The following is a 17,994-nucleotide window of genomic DNA, read 5'->3' on the forward strand; positions in this document are numbered from 1 at the left end:
CATCGTCCAATCTGTACGGTGCGTCGAACACCCCCTTGGGAGACCCTGATGATCCGCCTGCTTCTCATGTGCCTGTTTGCCGCGATATCGTCGATCGCGACGGCAGAGAAACCAAACGTTCTATTTATTTCATTGGACGATCTCAATGATTGGGTCGGATGCTTGGGCGGACATCCTCAAGCACTCACGCCGAACCTTGATCGGCTTGCCGCGAGTGGCACATTGTTTACGAACGCTCACTGTCCAGCACCAGCTTGCAATCCATCGCGTGGTGCGATCATGACCGGCATCTCGCCACATGTTTCCGGTCTCTACGACAACCGACAAAGTATGCGAGGCCAAATGCCGGATGCGGAACTGCTACCCCGCTACTTTTCGAATCACGGTTACTGGTCAGCGGGATCGGGCAAGATTCTGCATTACTTGATCGACGCGAAGTCATGGGACGAATACTATCCACCCAAGGAAACCGAAGATCCATTTCCCCCTACGTTCTATCCGAAGAAGCGACCAGTCAGCCTTCCTCGAGGCGGTTCATGGCAATACATCGAAACGGACTGGGCGGCGCTCGATGTGACGGACGAAGAATTCGGTGGAGATTGGCTCGTGTCCGAATGGATCGGCGAACAGCTTTCTAAATCGCACGACAAGCCATTCTTTCTAGCCTGCGGAATCTATCGTCCACACGAACCTTGGTTTGTCCCCAAGAAATATTTTGATCCGTTTCCACTGGAGGAGATCGAGCTCCCGCCGGGCTATCTCGAAAACGATCTCGACGACCTTCCGCCGGCGGGAAAACAACGCGGTCCGAACAGGTATTTCGCCCACATCCGCGATCAGGGCCAATGGAAGCAAGGCATCCAAGGTTATCTCGCATCCATCTACTTCGCCGATACCATGCTCGGCCGTGTACTCGACGCGTTGGAAAATGGACCCAACAAGGACAACACCATTGTTGTCCTATGGAGTGATCACGGTTGGCACTTGGGCGAGAAGCAACATTGGCAGAAATACACTGGTTGGCGAGCATGCACACGCGTGCCTTTGATCCTGCGTGTTCCAAAGGGTGCACCGGGTCTGCCGCGAGGGACAGTCGCTGGCACGAAGTGTAACGCTCCGGTGAATCTGCTCAGTCTATTCCCAACCCTCACACAACTTTCCGGCTTGCCGGCAGACGCCACTCATGACGGCCCTAGTTTGGTGCCGTTGCTCGATTCCCCGAATGCTCAGTGGCCACATGCATCGATCACGTACCTGGGGCGGCCTGGCAATTTTGGTGTCAGCGGTCGTCGCTTTCGATATATCCATTACGACAACGGAGATGAAGAACTCTACGACATCGAAACGGATCGCTATGAGTGGAACAATCTTGCGCCAAAGCACGAATTTGCAAACAGGATTGCGGAATTGAAAGCGCATCTTCCAAAGGAGTTCGCCGAATATGCAAACAACAATAGCGGCGAGTCACTGCCTGACCTGAAATGGACTCCGTTTAATGGAACAGACAAACTGGTTTCGCAGCCCAAAGGTGACAAATTCGAAGTTCGAGTCAGCAACGAAGCTGGAGAGCCTATCAAGATCTTTTCGATCGACAGTCAGGGAGAAAAGCACTCGTACGGAACACTTGAAACCGGCTGGAGCAAACCATACGAAACCCGTTCGGGGACCGTTTGGTTAGTTGCCAATGCCGAGGGCCAACCGTTCGGCTATTTCACGGTAGGCGACCAAGCCGCGCACGCGGTAGTCCCGATGCCGAATCCGTGAGCGGAGATCGGTTGCCGAACTGTGCACGCGTCACCTTGAGCCGAGTTGCGTCGAGAGCGTGATTAGGCTGACGCTTGCCGGTTGAGCCCGCTTCGCGTCAAAGGTGTTTTGCGTCGGGGTGTTTTGCGTTGGCATGGACGACGGAGTAGCATGTCAGGCCTTCACTTAGCGCCCCCATCGCACTTCAAAAGTTGGTCACAGCCATGAAAGTTATTGTTTTTGCCACATTTGTGCTGGTGAGCAGTTGTTTTGGTTCGGAGTTAGCCTCCGCAGAGGAAACTCGTACGTTGCTTTTCGAAGATCATTTTGATCGAAACGAATCGCAAGAGGCCAAGGAGGAAATCGGAAACGGTTGGGCTTCCAACAGCGAGAAGCGGGCCAATGGGAACAAGCAAGTCGATTTGAGAGATGGGGCGATGTACATCTATTTCCATGAATCGGCAGACCACGCCGTGTCGGTCACCCACCCCGCCGAATTCCGTGACGGACTGGTCTCGCTGCGGTTCATGTTGGAGGGCGATAGAGATAGCCTGGGATTGAACTTTGCCGATTTGAAGTTCAAAGAGGTGCACGCCGGGCACCTGTGTGTTGCGAAAATCAGCACGCAGTACGTGCAGATCGATGACCTGAAAACGGGTGGAATGGCAGCCAAATTCTACGAATTGAAGAAGGCCAAAAAGTTGACGCCTGCGATGAAGGCCGAACTAAAATCAAAGACCAAGCGGTTTCCAAACGAGCTCGAAACAGGCAAGTGGTACGATTTGAGCGTTCGCATCGAAGGCGAAACCATGACGGTATCGATTGATGGCGCGGAAGTCGGGGCGTTTTCGTCAGAGGGGATCGCTCATCCGACAAAACGTCTGTTGCGGTTGGCGGTTCCGAAGAATGCCGTCGTCGATGACGTTATGATCTACTCGTTGTCGAAGTAGTCGTCGCTTGCAGAAGGTGACTGGCGCCGGGCACTGACATACGGGGCGCCGTCATACGCGACTCCGAATCACCTCATGAATTTCAGAACACACCCCCTCAGAAAATGACACATCAATGAACTTTGTATCGATTCGCAAACTGAGCCTCGCTCTGGTCGCATTTTTTTCAGTGAGTACCCTCGGCGTGTCCGCAAAGGATGCGGCAACCGAGGCGGCTCCCTTGAAAGTGCTCTTGGTGGCCGGTGGTTGTTGCCATGACTACCAGACTCAGTCGCAGCTATTGAAGGACGGAATCGAATCGCGGATTAATGCGGAGGTTACTGTTGTGCTGAGTAGCAACAGCACGACGAAGGCAACCTTTGAAATCTATCAATCGGATGATTGGGCCGATGGCTTCGATGTCGTCGTGCACGATGAGTGTTCGGCCAACGTGACTGAGCGACCCTACGTGGATCGGATCCTCGCGGCGCACCGAAACGGCACACCAGCGGTCAACTTGCACTGTGCGATGCACAGTTATCGCTGGGGCGATTACCGAGCGCCCGTGGAACCGGGAGCGGACAACGCAGCTTGGTACGAGATGATTGGCGTCCAATCAACCGCGCACGGTGCGAAGTCTCCGATTGAGGTTGTGTACACCGACTCAGATCATCCGATCGCAAAGGGATTGGACAATTGGACGACCATCGATGAAGAGCTTTACAACAACGTCAGAATCTTTGATGGCACGAGTGCGTTGGTTTCTGGTAACCAAATGACTCCGCCGAATAAGCAGCAATTGAAGAAAGATCCGAACGCATCCGCGAAGGAATCGACGGCGGTGGTCGCATGGACGAACCACTACGGTCCCAACAAAACGAAGATTTTTAGCACCTCGCTGGGTCACCAAAATGAGACCGTCGCGAACGCCAAGTACATGGATCTGGTGGTTCGCGGTCTGTTGTGGGCGACCGGCAATCTGTCACCCGACGGCACACCAACGGCTTCATTGACGAAGTAGTTCAGTTAAGCGCGAATACACGATCACCCTTTGCTGATGATTTCTGCAAAGGGTGATTGACGTTATATCGAGGGCGATGAACCGAACTAGGTTTTCCCCGCAAAGACAAACTGATCATCTTGGTAATCGATGTAGATCGTGCTGCCTTCTTCGTAGCTGTCTTTCAATAACGCTGTGGCGAGCGGGTTTTGTACCTCTCGCTGGATCACTCGTTTGAGTGGACGAGCACCATAGGCAGGGTCGTACCCGACGGCGGCGATTTCATCGATCGCTGCTTCGGTGAGTTCCAGCGACAGACCGTTGGCCGCCAATCGTTTTCGCAAGTCTTCGAGTTGCAATTCGACGATGCGTCGGATTTGAGTCTGTTGGAGCGGATGGAAGATGACAATGTCATCGATACGGTTGAGGAACTCGGGCAAGAATCTTGCTTTGAGTGCATCCTGGACCGCGGATCGCATTTCTTCTTCGTCTCCGCCCTCGTCGGTAACACGCTGGATCACTTGGCTGCCGACGTTGCTGGTCATCACGACAACGGCGTTTGTGAAATCCACGGTTCGGCCATGCCCGTCGGTGAGTCGACCGTCGTCGAGGACCTGCAGCAAAATGTTAAAGACGTCGGGGTGTGCCTTTTCCATTTCGTCGAGCAGGATCACGGCGTACGGGCGTCGCCGGACGGCTTCGGTGAGTTTGCCGCCTTCTTCGTAGCCGACATATCCGGGAGGTGCACCGATCAAACGCGAGACGCTGTGTCGTTCCATGAATTCGCTCATGTCGATTCGCACCATTGCAGAATCGTCGTCGAACATGACTTCCGCGAGTGCTTTGCACAGTTCGGTTTTGCCGACACCGGTTGGGCCGAGGAACAGAAACGATCCGATCGGACGGTGGGGATCTTGGAGACCGCTGCGACTGCGCCGGACGGCGTCGGAAACGGCCGCGACCGCTTCGTCTTGCCCGATCACGCGTTGGTGCAGACGCTCTTCCATGACCAAAAGTTTGGCCCTTTCAGTTTCCATCATGCGAGACACGGGGACGCCGGTCCACGTGCTGACGATCTCGGCAATTTCCTCTTCAGTAACTTCCTTACGCAGCAGCCGACGCTGTTCGCGATCGGGTTTTTCCGTTCCATCGGAAGAGCTTGATTCTGTGCCGGGGGCCTGTTTGTTTGATTCGGAAGATTCCATTTCATCGATACGCGTCTGCAGTTCGCGTTGCCGCGTTTGTACCTGCAGCATCTCGCGATAGAGATCTTCGGGACTTTCACCGCGGAGTTGTTTCTCTTTCGCTTCGGCATCGAGTTTGGCGAATCGGTGTTGCAACTCTTCGGCTTCCTGACGAATCGACTGGACGTCGTCGAGGCCCATCTTTTCCGCTTCCCATTGCTCCCGCAGGCTGGCGAGTTCCGCTTTCACTTCGTCCATTTCCTCTTCGACCTCGGTGCGTTTGTCGACCGCGGAGGCTTCGGATTCATCGACGAGTTGTCGGTGCGCGAGTTCGAGTTGCCGAAGGCGTCGTTGCAAACGATCGATCGGTTCAGGCACCGATTGTTTTTCCATCGCCAAGCGGCTGGCCGCTTCATCGACGAGGTCGATGGCTTTATCCGGCAGGAAACGATCAGCGATGTAACGACTCGACAGGTTCGCGGCGGCAACGAGTGCGCTGTCGGTGATGCGTACACCGTGGTGCGACTCGTAGCGAGGTTTGAGTCCGCGAAGGATCGCGATGGTGTCTTCGATGTTGGGTTCACCAACGAAGACTGGTTGGAAGCGACGTTCGAGCGCGGCGTCCTTTTCAATGTTTTGGCGATATTCATCAAGTGTCGTGGCACCGATGCAGCGGAGCGAACCGCGGGCGAGTTCGGGTTTGAGCAGGTTGGCGGCGTCGGCAGAACCTTCGGCGTTGCCAGCGCCCACGACGAGGTGGAGTTCGTCGATGAACAGCACAACGCCGCCATCGGAATCTTTGATTTCACGCAAGACGGCTTTGAGTCGTTCCTCGAAATCACCGCGGAATTTAGCACCAGCGACGAGTGCACCCATGTCCAAGGAAACGACGCGTTTGCCTTTGAGGCTTTGCGGGACGTCACCTTCGAAAATTCGCAGCGCGAGACCTTCGGCGATTGCGGTTTTACCGACGCCGGGTTGGCCGATCAGAACGGGGTTGTTTTTCGTCCGACGCGAGAGAACTTGGATGACACGGCGGATTTCGTTGTCACGGCCGATCACGGGATCGAGTTTGCCGGTCTCGGCAAGTGCGGTCAGGTCGATACCGTACTTTTCGAGAGCTTGGTAAGTGGATTCGGCGTTGGGATCGGTCACGCGTGCGGAGCCTCGTATTTCACTGGCAGCTTTGAGAAGGTCGTCGGCGGTAACGCCGGAGAGTGACAGCAGGTTCTTGGCTTTGTTTTCAATTCTGGCCAATCCGAGCAGCAGGTGCTCGGTACTGATGTACTCGTCTTTTAGCGATTTTGCGGATTCATCGGCCGCTTGGAAAACCTCTTGCAATTTGGAGCTGACGCGAGGTTGGCCACCGCCACTGGTACGAGGCAGCTTTTCCAGTTCACTGGCGATCAGCGATTGCAACGAACCGGTGTCGACTTTGAGTTTCTCGAGCATCGGTTTGGTGATACCACCGGACTGCGCTAGAGCCGCGGCGAGCAGGTGCAACGGCATGATTTCCGCGTTGCCTGCGGCGGTGGCTTGGGCCTGTGCTTCGGCGACGGTGTTCTGTGCTTGGGTGGTCAGTTTGTCGATTCGAAAGGCCATGGGAGTGTGCTCTTATGCGTCGTGCGGTGGGGAGGGTTGCTAATCGCGGGGAGCCGTTTGGTTGGTTTCCTGTGAGTGCAGAGTGGTAAACAGTGTGCGGCTCAGTTCTAAAAAAAAGGCGAGCACTTGTGATGCCAAAGCTGGCATCACAAGACTCGCCTGAAAGGATTAACGCCTAGAGGGCGAGATTCTTATTCCTTGACTTCGAATTCAGCGTCGATGGCGTCATCGTCGTCGCCACCGGATGCGGCAGCGCCCGCGGCGGCACCGTCACCGGCTTTCTCGGCAGCATCGGTCTTTTCATAGAGGACCTTGCTGAACGCTTGCGACGCGGCGTCGAGTTCATCGGAAGCCGTCTTGATCGCGGCCAAGTCGTCGCCTTCGGCGGCTTTCTTGACTTTCTCAATCGCGGCGTTCATCGGTGCCTTGTCGGCATCGGTGAGCTTGTCGGAGTTCTCTGACATGAGCTTTTCAAGTTGGTAAACCTGTTGGCTCGCCTTGTTGCGTGCTTCGACGAGTTCAAACTGTCGTTTGTCCTCATCGGCATTCGCCTCGGCGTCTTTGCGCATTTGTTCGATATCGTCATCGGACAACGCACCGCTGTCTTTGATCTCGACATGGGCTTCTTTTCCTGTCTTGAGCTCTTTCGCCGAGACGCTGAGGATGCCGTTTTGATCGATGTCGAATTTGACTTCGATTTGCGGGACACCTCGAGGAGCTGGCGGAATACCGTCAAGATTGAACTCGGCGAGCAAGCGGTTGGCGTTAGCCATCTTGCGTTCACCTTGGAACACGCGAACGGTAACGGCGGTTTGGTTGTCGGCCGCAGTACTGAACACGTTTTTCTTTTCAGCGGGAACAGTGGTGTTGCGTTCGACCAGAGCCGTCATGACACCGCCTTCGGTTTCGATACCGAGGGTCAGCGGCGTGACGTCGAGCAAGAGCACGTCGGTCCGGTCGCCGGCCAGAACACTACCTTGGATCGCAGCACCGATCGCAACAACTTCGTCGGGGTTGACGCCTTGGTGAGGCTCTTTACCGAAGATGTCTTTGACCGTTTGGCGAACTTTAGGAACACGGGTGCTACCACCGACGAGAACGATTTCGTCAATGTCGCTCGGGCTCATGCCTGCGTCCTTGAGTGCTTGAAGCACGGGGCCACGGCAACGCTCGACCAGTTTGTCGATCAACTCTTCGAACTTCGAACGCGAGATCTTCATGGTCAAGTGTTTTGGACCCGATGCGTCCATCGTGATGAACGGCAGGTTGATATCCGTTTCGGGCAATGTGCTGAGTTCTTTCTTGGCCTTTTCGCAGGCTTCTTGGAGCCGTTGCAGTGCCATCGCGTCATTACGCAGGTCGATGCCGTTTTCTTTCTTGAACTCGTCGGCAACGTAGTGGATCAATGCTTCGTCGAAGTCGTCACCACCGAGGTGTGTGTCACCCGAGGTCGAGACAACTTGGAAGACGCGGCTTTCTTGGTCTTCATCACCACTGTCGGCCACTTCGAGAACGGAAACGTCGAACGTACCACCACCGAGGTCGAAGACGATGATGCTTTCATCTTTCTTCTTGTCGAGGCCGTAGGCGAGTGCCGCCGCGGTCGGTTCGTTGATGATCCGAGCGACTTCGAGGCCCGCGATTTGGCCGGCGTCTTTGGTTGCTTGACGTTGAGCGTCGTTGAAGTAAGCCGGGACGGTGATGACGGCCTTGTTGACCTTGTGGCCGAGGTAGGCTTCAGCGGACTCTTTGAGTTTGCGAAGCACCTTGGCCGAGATTTCTTGTGGTGTGTATTCGCTGTCACCGACTTGGATCTTGACGTAGTCGCCGGGGCCACCGGTGATGCCATAGGGGACCATCTTTTCTTCGGACTCGACTTCGTTGTGCCGACGGCCCATGAAGCGTTTGGCCGAGTACACGGTTCGCTTCGGGTTGGTGACGGCTTGACGACGGGCTGGTTCGCCGACGATGGTTTCTTGCTTGTCCGTGAAAGCGACGACGCTCGGGGTGAGGCGGTTGCCTTCGGGGTTTGGGATGACCTTCGGTTCGCTACCTTCCATAATCGCGACCACACTGTTCGTGGTCCCGAGGTCGATGCCGATGATTCTTTCGCCTTGTGCCATGATGATTTCTCCGCTGGGTGTGGCCCCGTTACAGGGCGTTTTTTGTAGTGATTAGGGTGTTGTTTATTTGGTTTTCAGCTTGCCCGATTGATAGGGGACGGCTGGTTGATGAGGATGTCAGACTTTTTCAACGCGAGTAGTGAAAGGCAAGAACTGTGCCAGAGCGTGTTTTTCGGCTCGCGTCAAAACGGCAAGATCGATAAAACGTCGTGTTTTTCTGCGTGTTTTGCGTTGAACGCGTCGCTGGAAAACTTTGCCGGAACAAACTGGCAGCCGGCGAAAAACGCGCGCGCCGGCCATGTGGCTGACGTGTCAATTCGGCAGTTTTGGCAGTGGCAACATCTCTTTTTGCAGTAGGGTTGGATCCACTCGAAGCTGCGAAATGATCGGTCTGTAACGATAAAGACGAAACAAACGACTTGTGCTCCGACCTGCAACGATGACGACAGAGGATGACCCTTGCCATGAATGAACCGAGTTCACAACCGAGCGAATCCCTTTCGGAAATTGACCGTGAAATTCTGCGATTGGTCAATCGGCGGCAACAACTCGTGGCTGACGAGCTGGGTCGAACAGAAAAGAGAGCGAATTTGGCGGCGGCCCTATTGCAGGCGGAATCTGACGTCCAAACGCGGGACGGGTGTTTGCCCGAGGCGGCTCAGAAGTCGATTTTGAGGCATATCGTCTCGGCCTGTTACCAGGCGTCGCGGCCGGAGCAGGTTGCGTTTTTGGGGCCGGTGGACAGCTATAGCCATCTCGCGGCAATGTCGTATTTCGGTGAAGGATTGGATCTGTCACCGGTGTCGAGCATTGGTGCGGTGTTTGACGCGGTCGAACGCGGCGATTGTCAGTATGGGATTGTCCCGATCGAAAACAGTACCGATGGTCGCATCGTGGACACGCTCGGGAAGTTGGCTGATAGCGAAGTCAATATTATTGGTGAGCTGCTCCTAGCGATTCACCACAACCTGCTTTCGCACAGCGAGCGTGACAAAATCACCCAGGTCCACAGTAAACCCCAGGCGTTGTCACAGTGTCGTGGTTGGCTCGCGGCGCATTTGCCGGGGGTTCAGTTGGTCGAAACGGCCTCGACCGCGGCGGCGGCGGAGGCGGCGTCAACGACCCCGGGGATCGCGGCGGTCGCCAGTCTCGCTGCGGGTAGGCGGTATGGGCTGGAGGTGGTTCAGGCGTCGATCGAAGACAATCGCAACAACGTTACACGATTCGCGGTCCTCGGCTCGGGCGAGCCAGATCCGACCGGCGACGACAAAACGACGTTGCTTTTTGAGGTGGAGCACCGACCGGGAGCATTGGCCGACGTGATGGGGATCTTTCGAGATTGCGAGCTGAATTTGACCTGGATTGAGTCATTTCCGCAGCCGGGACGACCGAATGAGTACTTTTTCATCGTCGAATTTCCGGGGCATCAAACCGATCCTGCGGTTGCCGGCGTGATCGCCACACTGCGTCAGCAAACGCAACGGGTGGCTGTTCTGGGAAGTTATCCGGTGGGAAGAAAGGTCTAGAGCGGGTCTTTCCCCTTGAAAATTCCGGGTGGCCCATTCACAATCCCCGCTCGAATTTTCGAAAGAGCTCGCTTTTTCTAAAACATTCCCGAATCCAGGCGAGAACGTCTGGGGCGAATTGTCTGCCCCTGCCCTTCGGATCCCGCCGCCCACTTTCATCCTCTAAAACGAGAAACCATGGCACGTTACACCGGCCCGAAAGCCCGTATTAACCGTCGTTTAGGCACCCTGCTCTATGAAACCGCAGGTGCTACCCGCGCCCTCGACCGCCGCAACACGCCTCCGGGGATGCATGTTCGGGGCCGCCGGCCGAGTAACTACGGTCTGGCTTTGATGGAAAAGCAAAAGATCAAACACTATTACGGGTTGGGCGAACGCCAGCTTCGTCGTTACTTCGATAACGTGGGACGCAAATCGGGTAACACCGGTGAATTGTTGCTCCTGATGTGCGAGAGCCGATTGGACAACGTGGTTCGCCGCGTCGGCTTTACCAAAACTCGCCCCCAAGCCCGTCAGGGCATCGGTCACGGTCACTTCTGTGTCAACGGCGTGAAAGTTACCAAGCCCGGTTATTTGTTGCGGGCGGGCGACATTATCGAAGTCCGTGGTCGTGAGAACTTGAAGAATCTCTATCGCGGTGTGATCGCCAACTCGCCACCAGACGGATTGGATTGGGTTTCGTTCGACAGCGAAGGATTGCGTGCGACCGTTTTGAGCCTGCCCGGCCCCGTCGATATCAGTCTCCCTGTCGACGCTAACAGCGTCGTCGAATTCCTGTCACGCTAACTCGTCTGCTGATTGATTTGACCATGCACAGTTCTGTTGTTGTTCTCGGTGGTGGCCCCGGTGGTTATGCGGCTGCGTTTCTCGCGGCTGATGAAGGCCTTGAAGTCACTATCGTCGAGGCCGAGCCCCGATTGGGCGGCACGTGTCTGTTGCGTGGTTGCATCCCTTCCAAGGCGTTGTTGCACGTCGCGAAGGTGATCAGTGAAGTCGAAGAGCTGAAAAAGGATTGGGGAATCGAATACGAAGGCGCACCCAAGATCAATGTTGATACGGTGCGTGCGCGGAAAGAGAAGGTGATTTCGAATCTGACAGGTGGTTTGGCGAATCTCGCCAAACGCCGCGGTGTGAAAATCATTCAAGCTCGTGGTTCGTTCGTCGGTTCCAACGAACTTAAGCTCGAAGGCGATCACGATTCGATCCCTGAGGATGGCAAGCTCACGTTTGATCATTGCGTTTTGGCGACGGGCAGCGTCCCGGCGATGCCGCCGAGTTTCGATATCGGCAGCGATCGATTGATGGACAGCACCGGTGCCCTTAATCTCGCGGATATTCCCGAAACCTTGCTCGTCATCGGTGGCGGTTACATCGGTCTCGAGATGGGAACCGTGTACGCGAACCTCGGTTCGAAAGTCAGCGTTGTCGAGCTGGCCGAAGGTTTGTTGCCCGGTGCCGACCGTGATTTGGTCAAACCTTTGGCGAAACGCGTCGACACCATGTGCGGTGGTCGGGTTTATCTGAACACCAAGGTCGGCTCAGTCTGCGAAGTTGATGATCAAATCGAAGTTACTTTCGAAGGCCCGAACAAATTCGGCCACGAACGGTTCGATCGTGTTTTGGTCAGTGTCGGGCGTCGCCCCGTGACCCGCGGACTCGGACTCGAAAATACCAAAGTTGTTGTAAACTCCCGCGGTTTTGTCGAGTGTGATAATCAACAACGAACTGCGGACCCGAGTATTTTCGCGATCGGCGACGTTGCCGGCGATCCGATGCTCGCTCACAAGGCGACTCACGAAGGTCGCGTGGCTGCCGAAGTGATCGCAGGCAAGAAGGTTTCGTTCGACAAAATTGCGATTCCCGCGGTTGTCTTTACCGATCCTGAGATCGCCTGGGCTGGGATCACCGAGGAAGAAGCCAAACGCGAGGGACGCAAAGTCACCGTCGAGGTTTATCCTTGGGCGGCGAGCGGTCGTGCTCAAGCCCTGAACCTGACGAACGGTTTGACCAAGTGGTTGGTTGATCCGGAAACCAACCGTGTTGTTGGCTGTGGTATCGTCGGAACCGGCGCCGGCGAGTTGATCGCCGAAGCCGTGCTCGCGATCGAAATGGGTTGTGAAGTCACCGATATCACCGAGTCGGTTCACCCGCACCCGACGCTGAGCGAAACGCTGATGAATGCCGGCGAAGTTTACTTCGGAACGGCAACCGAAATCTTCAAGCCGAAGAAGAAAGCCGCATCGGCTTAAGTTTGCCGCTGACTTTTCGCGTCTCAGGCGATCGCATGTTTGAAAGAGCACGGGCGGTCGCCGTTTCTTAGAAATCGTGCGACGTCGCTTCGTCACAGTGCCGATCTGAATTCGAGAAACACGTTTGGGTGTGATTGAATTTCTCTTCTACTCGGCTCGTCTGATGGTCCTGCGGGATGTTCCTGTTGATGCCGCCAATTCCCCGGCCGTGACAATCTGACACGGCGTTTTCCGGGGAAAACATTCTATACTCAGCAGTGCACGTTTCGATACAATTGGGCTGTCGGTGGTGGATTGTGATACCCCGTGTTAGCGAATCGTTGCGACTGATATCCACCGCCTGAGCTTCATTTTTTGATACTGCAGGTGAATGGATATGATCGCTCGAGCCAACCGTGAAACCTTTGGGCTTTCTCCCGCGGATTCGGTGCGATCCGCTGGCGGCCCCGGTGCACCCGGGGGTGCGACGGCGATGGCTCGGCGGACTCGCAAGTCGTTCGATCATAGCCCGATGCTGGTGTTCTATGAGTTGACGCGGGCCTGCGATTTAGTGTGTCTTCACTGCCGCGCGTGTGCTCAGCCGAGACGTGATCCGGCGGAGCTCAACACGGCTGAATCCAAACGAATGATCAGCCAGCTCGCTGAGTTTCCCGAGCCACCGATGTTGGTGCTTACCGGTGGTGATCCGTTTAAGCGAGCTGATTTATTTGAATTGGTCGAGTACGCGGTCGGTGAGGGGCTCGCGGTTTCGATCACGCCTTCTTCGACGCCGCTGGTCACACGCGAAGCGATCGCTCGATTACGTGACGCCGGTATCTCTCGAATGGCGGTGAGTATTGATGGAGCCGACGCGGAAACCCACGACCGTCATCGCGGAGTCGTCGGGAGCTTTGCCCGTTGTTTGGAGATTCTCCAAGACGCAAGAGAGCTCGGCGTGCCGACGCAAGTGAACACAACTCTGATGCCGAACAACGTTCATCAAATCGAAGCGATGGGTGATCTGTTTGCTCAGTATGGCATCGCGATGTGGTCATCGTTCTTTTTGATCCCCGTTGGTCGAGCGGAAGAATCATCAAGGCTCAACGCCGAGGAATGTGAAAAGGCGTTTGAGCGATTGTTTGCACAATCTCGAAAACAGCCGTACTTGGTCAAAACCACCGAGGCGATGCACTATCGTCGCTACATGATCCAACATCGACGCGATGCAGTGGACGCCTCGGCGAAAACGAAGAACGCTGCCTCGCCACCACCCTTCATTACCGCAGGGATCAACGACGGAAAAGGCGTGATGTTCGTCAGTCATACGGGTGTTGTTTACCCGGCCGGTTTTCTACCCGTGGTTTGTGGGACGTTTCCCGCCCAGAACGTTGTGGATGTCTATCAAAAGTCGAATGTGTTTCGGTCGTTACGCGATTCAGAACGTCTCGAAGGTAAGTGCGGCCAGTGCGAGTTTCGGCAAATTTGTGGAGGCTCTCGTGCGCGTGCTTACGCAGTCACGGGCAACATGTTCGCGGCCGAACCGGATTGCAGTTACCTACCCAAACCCGCTCAAGGAGCACAGAAATGCGACGTCGTGTAGCGATCATTGGTGGCGGTGTATCTGGTCTCGCCGCTGCTCATCAAGTGATCAAGTTGGACCCTTCGTTGGACGTGCAGTTGTTCGAAGCGGGGCCTCGAGTCGGCGGGGTGATCCAAACGATTCGCAAGGACGGTTTTTTGATCGAAGGAGCTGCAGATAATTTCATCACGTCGATCCCAGGCGGGATCGAGCTATGTCAGGATCTTGGATTGGGCGACGATCTGATCGGCACCAACCCCAACGGTCGCGGCGCCGATGTTTTGTCACATGGTCGGCTTGAGCCGATTCCGTCGGGATTCATGGTGATGGCTCCTTCGCGAATTTGGCCGTTGCTTTCGACGCGGATTCTAAGTCCTTGGGGCAAGCTGCGTTCAGGTTTAGAAGTGTTTGTGCCACGAAAGTCCGGTGACGACGATGAATCGTTGAAGTCCTTTGTGTGTCGACGATTTGGCAAAGAACTGTTCGATCGACTTGTCCAACCGCTCGTGGGCGGGATCTATACGGCTGATCCGAACCGTCTCAGCGTGGCGGCGACGATGCCGCGATTCTTGGATATGGAACGCGAGCACGGTAGTCTGATCCGCGGTATGCTCGCAGGGCGAAAGGCGAGCGGCAAACGATCTGAAAAGGCAGGCGGGGCGCGGTACAGTCAATTCATGACGCTGCGTGGCGGTATGTCGAAATTGATCGACGCGTTGCGCGACAGTTTGCCGGAGGGATCGGTACACGTGAATACTGCGGTCGGATCGATCCACCGTCGTGCTCGAGGGTGGAAGATCCGTATAGGCGATCCATCGTGTCCGTCGATCGATGCCGACGCCGTGATTGTTGCGGCGCCGGCCGCGCATGCCGCAAGCATCCTATCGAGCGTTGATGCTCAAGTTTCCGACGAGTTGGGCGGAATCGAGTACGCAAGTTGCGCGGTCGTGTCGCTCGCTTTTCGACGAGACCAGATTGGACACCCGCTCGGATCGTTCGGGTTTGTTGTGCCACAGATTGAAGATCATCTCATCCTGTCGTGTAGTTTCTCAAGTGAGAAGTACGAAGGGCGAGCACCCGAGGGTACCGTGTTAATGCGTGTCTTTATCGGCGGTGCTTGCCAAGGTGGATTGTTGCGATTGCCAGACAAGGAACTGCTCGAGTTGGCCCAGTGGGAAGTTGCGAAGTTGCTTGACATTTCGGGTGAGCCGCTGATGCAGCACATCACGCGTCAGAAGCATGCGATGCCACAATACCACGTTGGTCACCGGGCACGCGTTGAACGGATCGAGCAGCGTCTGCAGAGCCATCCTACGCTTGCCCTGGCCGGCAATGCACTCAACGGCGTCGGGGTCCCAGGCTGCATTGACAGCGGCCAGAAAGCAGCTCGTCGTGTTGTCGACGAACTCGGTGCCGCAGACCCGTCGCGATCGCAACTCAACGAGTTAAGCGCTTGCTGAGGCGTCGTTGAAACGCGGTGGCGATCATTTTGAGTGTCGGTGCCACTGCGCGTCGGGAAGCAATCTGCTGCTTCGATGATGTGCTCATCGGGCACGTGTCTGGCTTGGTTTTCGATGGACTAGGGTCACTTTAGGGACGGTGCGCGGTAAGGTATGTTCGAGCCCTTTTCGTTGCGCCCTCTTTTCTCCCTTTTCGTAAAGACTGACCATGAGCTACCCGCGCGTTGCAAGTTTGAAGAACGGCGAATCATTCCGGCGGCATCTTTCGGATTCATCGATCGAATTACCGTTCGCCGAAGAGGTCGGCACTGGTCCGCAATCTCCTTTGGGCTCTTCGATTGAGGTACATGGTCAGTCCATCGGAAACCGGTTTTGCATTTTGCCGATGGAGGGTTGGGACGGCACAACCGAGGGCAAACCGACTGACCTGACGCGGCGGCGATGGCAGAACTTTGGGCTCAGCGGTGCAAAGTTGATCTGGGGCGGTGAGGCGGTCGCGGTGCGGCACGATGGTCGTGCCAACCCGAATCAACTGCTGATCAATGAGGCGAACCTGGGCGAGATCGCTTCGCTGCGAGATGAGCTCGTCAACACGCACGCTGATCATTTTGGGGACACCAATGATCTTATGGTCGGTTTGCAGCTCACGCATTCCGGCCGATATGCAAAACCGAACGATAAGAAACGTCCAGAGCCTCGCGTGGTCCAGCGAAACGTCGTTCTCGATCGTCGTGTGGGTGTCGAAGATGATTCGGCGATTCTCTCGGACGATGAGTTGAGCCAACTGATTGACGACTTTATCACCGCCGCGGTCGCTGCCGAACGAGCTGGGTTTACTTTCGTTGATGTCAAACACTGCCATGGGTATCTCGGACACGAGTTGCTCGCCGGTGTGGATCGGCCAGGACGCTTTGGCGGAAGCTTTGAGAACCGAACAAGATTCCTGCGAGACATCGTGGAGGGCATTCGCGGCGCCACGAGCGGGCTGCATGTTGGAGTGCGACTGAGCGTGTTTGACTTCGTTCCCTATTGCCCCGGTGAAGACCGGGTCGGGATCGCGGAACCCGATAGCGAGCCGCGGAAGACATTCGGCGGAAATGCCACGGGAGATGGGATGGATCTCAGCGAACCGTCACGCTTAATCACGTTGATGAAGGAGATCGGAATTCGCATGGTTTGCACCACGGCCGGCAGCCCCTATTACAACCCACACATCCAGCGTCCCGCATTCTTTCCGCCCAGTGACGGGTATCAACCGCCCGAGGATCCGTTGCGAGGGGTTGCGCGGCAGATCGCAGCGGTCGCGGAATTGAAGAAGCGGCACCCGGAAATGACTTTTATCGGATCGGGGTACACGTACCTGCAAGACTATCTGCCGAACGTCGGGCAAGCCGTGATTGAACAGCAGATGGCCGATTCGATCGGATTGGGGCGGATGGTGTTGAGTTATCCCGAGTTGCCTGCAGACGTGATCGCCGGTCGGGACTGGCAGCGAAAAAAGGTGTGCCGCACGTTTAGTGATTGCACGACGGCGCCACGCGAGGGGATCGTCAGCGGTTGTTATCCGCTCGATCCGTTCTACAAGAATCGCGAAGAGCGTGAATGGCTCAAGGCGGCCAAAGCACGGCTGCAAAAATAAGCGAAGGCAAATTTTGCAAAAAGGGTCAGCAAGCAATCTAGCAGGCAGCTGATCGGTAAGAGCCACCCAAACAACGAAGCGTTTTCACGACTTCGTTGTTGTTGACGCGGATGGTTGGTTTCCCAGATTGATCGTTCATTCTTGAGAATGGCGATCAGGCGGATCTAAGAAACTTTCGCTTTGGTGCGAGCTTCACGCAAACCGCGGCTGAGGATGTCTCGCAGCATTGGCGAGTAGTCTTCGTACTTGTTTCGATCCGGTGCACCGTTGCTGAACTGGTAGATCGCATCGCGAGGTTTCACCCCTAGCGCGATCAGCGTGCTGGAAACGGTCGCGTAGTCGCCGTTGCGGACGACCATGCTCGGACGGCCTGGGCCGACGGGAGCGCGGGCGAACACTTTGCTGGCCACGGCGAGGAATTTCACCGGCGAATCGAGAGTCTGAAGGGTCAGCAATCGACGGGCGAGTTGGACGCGTGGATCGTCGAGATCGTTGAGGTTGCGAGCCCCGATGATGTTCAGGCCTTCTTGCAATTCCACAACTTCCTGGCGTTCGTCGGCGTGGATGGCGTATCCCGCTTTCGCGTCAGCGATGATAATATTGCAGCCTTCATACCGGTTTTTGGCAAATTCGGTGTGGGCTTTTTCGAGTGCCCGGCGAGCGGAGGTGCATCGCAGCAGGTCCATCGCGAGTTGGCCCCGCGAACGCTGGCCGAAAAGCGGAGTCACCGTCGCACGGTTCGTTAAGCCGACAAACAAACCGTTTTGATTGACGCCCAACCAAGTGCCACCGGCCTTTTGATCGATTCCACAGAGAACACGAGGTTTACCCGATTGAATCGACGGAGTTTGACTCGGTCGATCGACGTACTCCTCGCGGTTGGCCGCGACAAGAATAGGACTTTCGGGGACCAATCGGTACTGAACAGCTAGCAAGCACATCAGGGAGACATCCAACTTTCAAAGATCAGTGATTTCCAGT

12 protein-coding genes are annotated in these 17,994 nt (G+C 55.8%); 9 read left to right on the top strand and 3 right to left on the bottom strand.

Going from position 1 to position 17,994, the window contains the following annotated elements; all coding sequences use genetic code 11:
- Positions 1–48: 48 nt before the first annotated feature.
- The 3 genes from NB063_RS21680 to NB063_RS21690 all read left to right on the top strand — a co-directional run bounded on the left by NB063_RS21680 (position 49) and on the right by NB063_RS21690 (position 3,693).
- On the top strand, positions 49–1,764 hold the full coding sequence (locus tag NB063_RS21680; RefSeq protein ID WP_250930912.1) for a sulfatase-like hydrolase/transferase: 1,716 nt from the start codon (positions 49–51) through the stop codon (positions 1,762–1,764).
- A gap of 203 nt (positions 1,765–1,967) precedes the next feature.
- Positions 1,968–2,693, top strand: coding sequence for a LamG domain-containing protein (locus tag NB063_RS21685; protein ID WP_250930914.1), 726 nt, complete (start codon positions 1,968–1,970; stop codon positions 2,691–2,693).
- Between the two features lie 115 nt (positions 2,694–2,808).
- Positions 2,809–3,693 carry a ThuA domain-containing protein gene (locus NB063_RS21690; RefSeq protein ID WP_250930915.1) on the top strand — a complete coding sequence of 295 codons (885 nt, stop codon included), beginning with the start codon at positions 2,809–2,811 and terminating at the stop codon, positions 3,691–3,693.
- A gap of 86 nt (positions 3,694–3,779) precedes the next feature.
- On the opposite strand, the gene clpB is transcribed toward NB063_RS21690, so the two are convergent.
- Together clpB and dnaK are read right to left on the bottom strand one after the other, a co-directional pair.
- The gene (gene clpB / locus NB063_RS21695; RefSeq protein WP_250930916.1) at positions 3,780–6,458 is read right to left on the bottom strand and encodes an ATP-dependent chaperone ClpB; all 2,679 of its coding nucleotides are present in this window, start codon (positions 6,456–6,458) and stop codon (positions 3,780–3,782) included.
- A 191-nt stretch (positions 6,459–6,649) separates the two neighbouring features.
- Complete coding sequence (gene dnaK / locus NB063_RS21700) at positions 6,650–8,581, bottom strand: molecular chaperone DnaK (protein WP_250930918.1); 1,932 nt, start codon at positions 8,579–8,581, stop codon at positions 6,650–6,652.
- Between the two features lie 464 nt (positions 8,582–9,045).
- Between dnaK and pheA the strand changes: the two genes are divergently transcribed.
- The 6 genes from pheA (at position 9,046) to NB063_RS21730 (ending at position 17,013) form a co-directional block, all read left to right on the top strand.
- A complete protein-coding gene (gene pheA / locus NB063_RS21705) occupies positions 9,046–10,107 on the top strand; it encodes a prephenate dehydratase (RefSeq protein ID WP_250930919.1) in 1,062 nt (353 codons plus the stop codon).
- Between the two features lie 177 nt (positions 10,108–10,284).
- Complete coding sequence (gene rpsD, locus NB063_RS21710) at positions 10,285–10,893, top strand: 30S ribosomal protein S4 (RefSeq protein WP_250930921.1); 609 nt, start codon at positions 10,285–10,287, stop codon at positions 10,891–10,893.
- A gap of 23 nt (positions 10,894–10,916) precedes the next feature.
- Positions 10,917–12,356: a dihydrolipoyl dehydrogenase gene (gene lpdA, locus NB063_RS21715; protein WP_261367509.1), complete on the top strand. Its 1,440-nt coding sequence runs from the start codon at positions 10,917–10,919 to the stop codon at positions 12,354–12,356.
- A gap of 370 nt (positions 12,357–12,726) precedes the next feature.
- On the top strand, positions 12,727–13,935 hold the full coding sequence (locus NB063_RS21720; protein ID WP_250930923.1) for a TIGR04053 family radical SAM/SPASM domain-containing protein: 1,209 nt from the start codon (positions 12,727–12,729) through the stop codon (positions 13,933–13,935).
- Positions 13,920–15,374, top strand: a complete 1,455-nt coding sequence (hemG, locus tag NB063_RS21725) for a protoporphyrinogen oxidase (RefSeq protein WP_250930925.1) — start codon at positions 13,920–13,922, stop codon at positions 15,372–15,374. The genes NB063_RS21720 and hemG overlap by 16 nt, the downstream gene beginning before the upstream one ends.
- Positions 15,375–15,582: 208 nt before the next feature.
- Positions 15,583–17,013, top strand: coding sequence for an oxidoreductase (locus NB063_RS21730; RefSeq protein ID WP_250930927.1), 1,431 nt, complete (start codon positions 15,583–15,585; stop codon positions 17,011–17,013).
- A 164-nt stretch (positions 17,014–17,177) separates the two neighbouring features.
- Here the strand turns inward: NB063_RS21730 and NB063_RS21735 are convergent, their stop codons facing one another.
- Positions 17,178–17,954, bottom strand: a complete 777-nt coding sequence (locus NB063_RS21735; protein WP_250930929.1) for an NRDE family protein — start codon at positions 17,952–17,954, stop codon at positions 17,178–17,180.
- Positions 17,955–17,994 lie beyond the last annotated feature (40 nt).

The sequence above is a fragment of the Aporhodopirellula aestuarii genome (genome assembly GCF_023701485.1).
GTDB lineage: Bacteria > Planctomycetota > Planctomycetia > Pirellulales > Pirellulaceae > Rhodopirellula > Rhodopirellula aestuarii.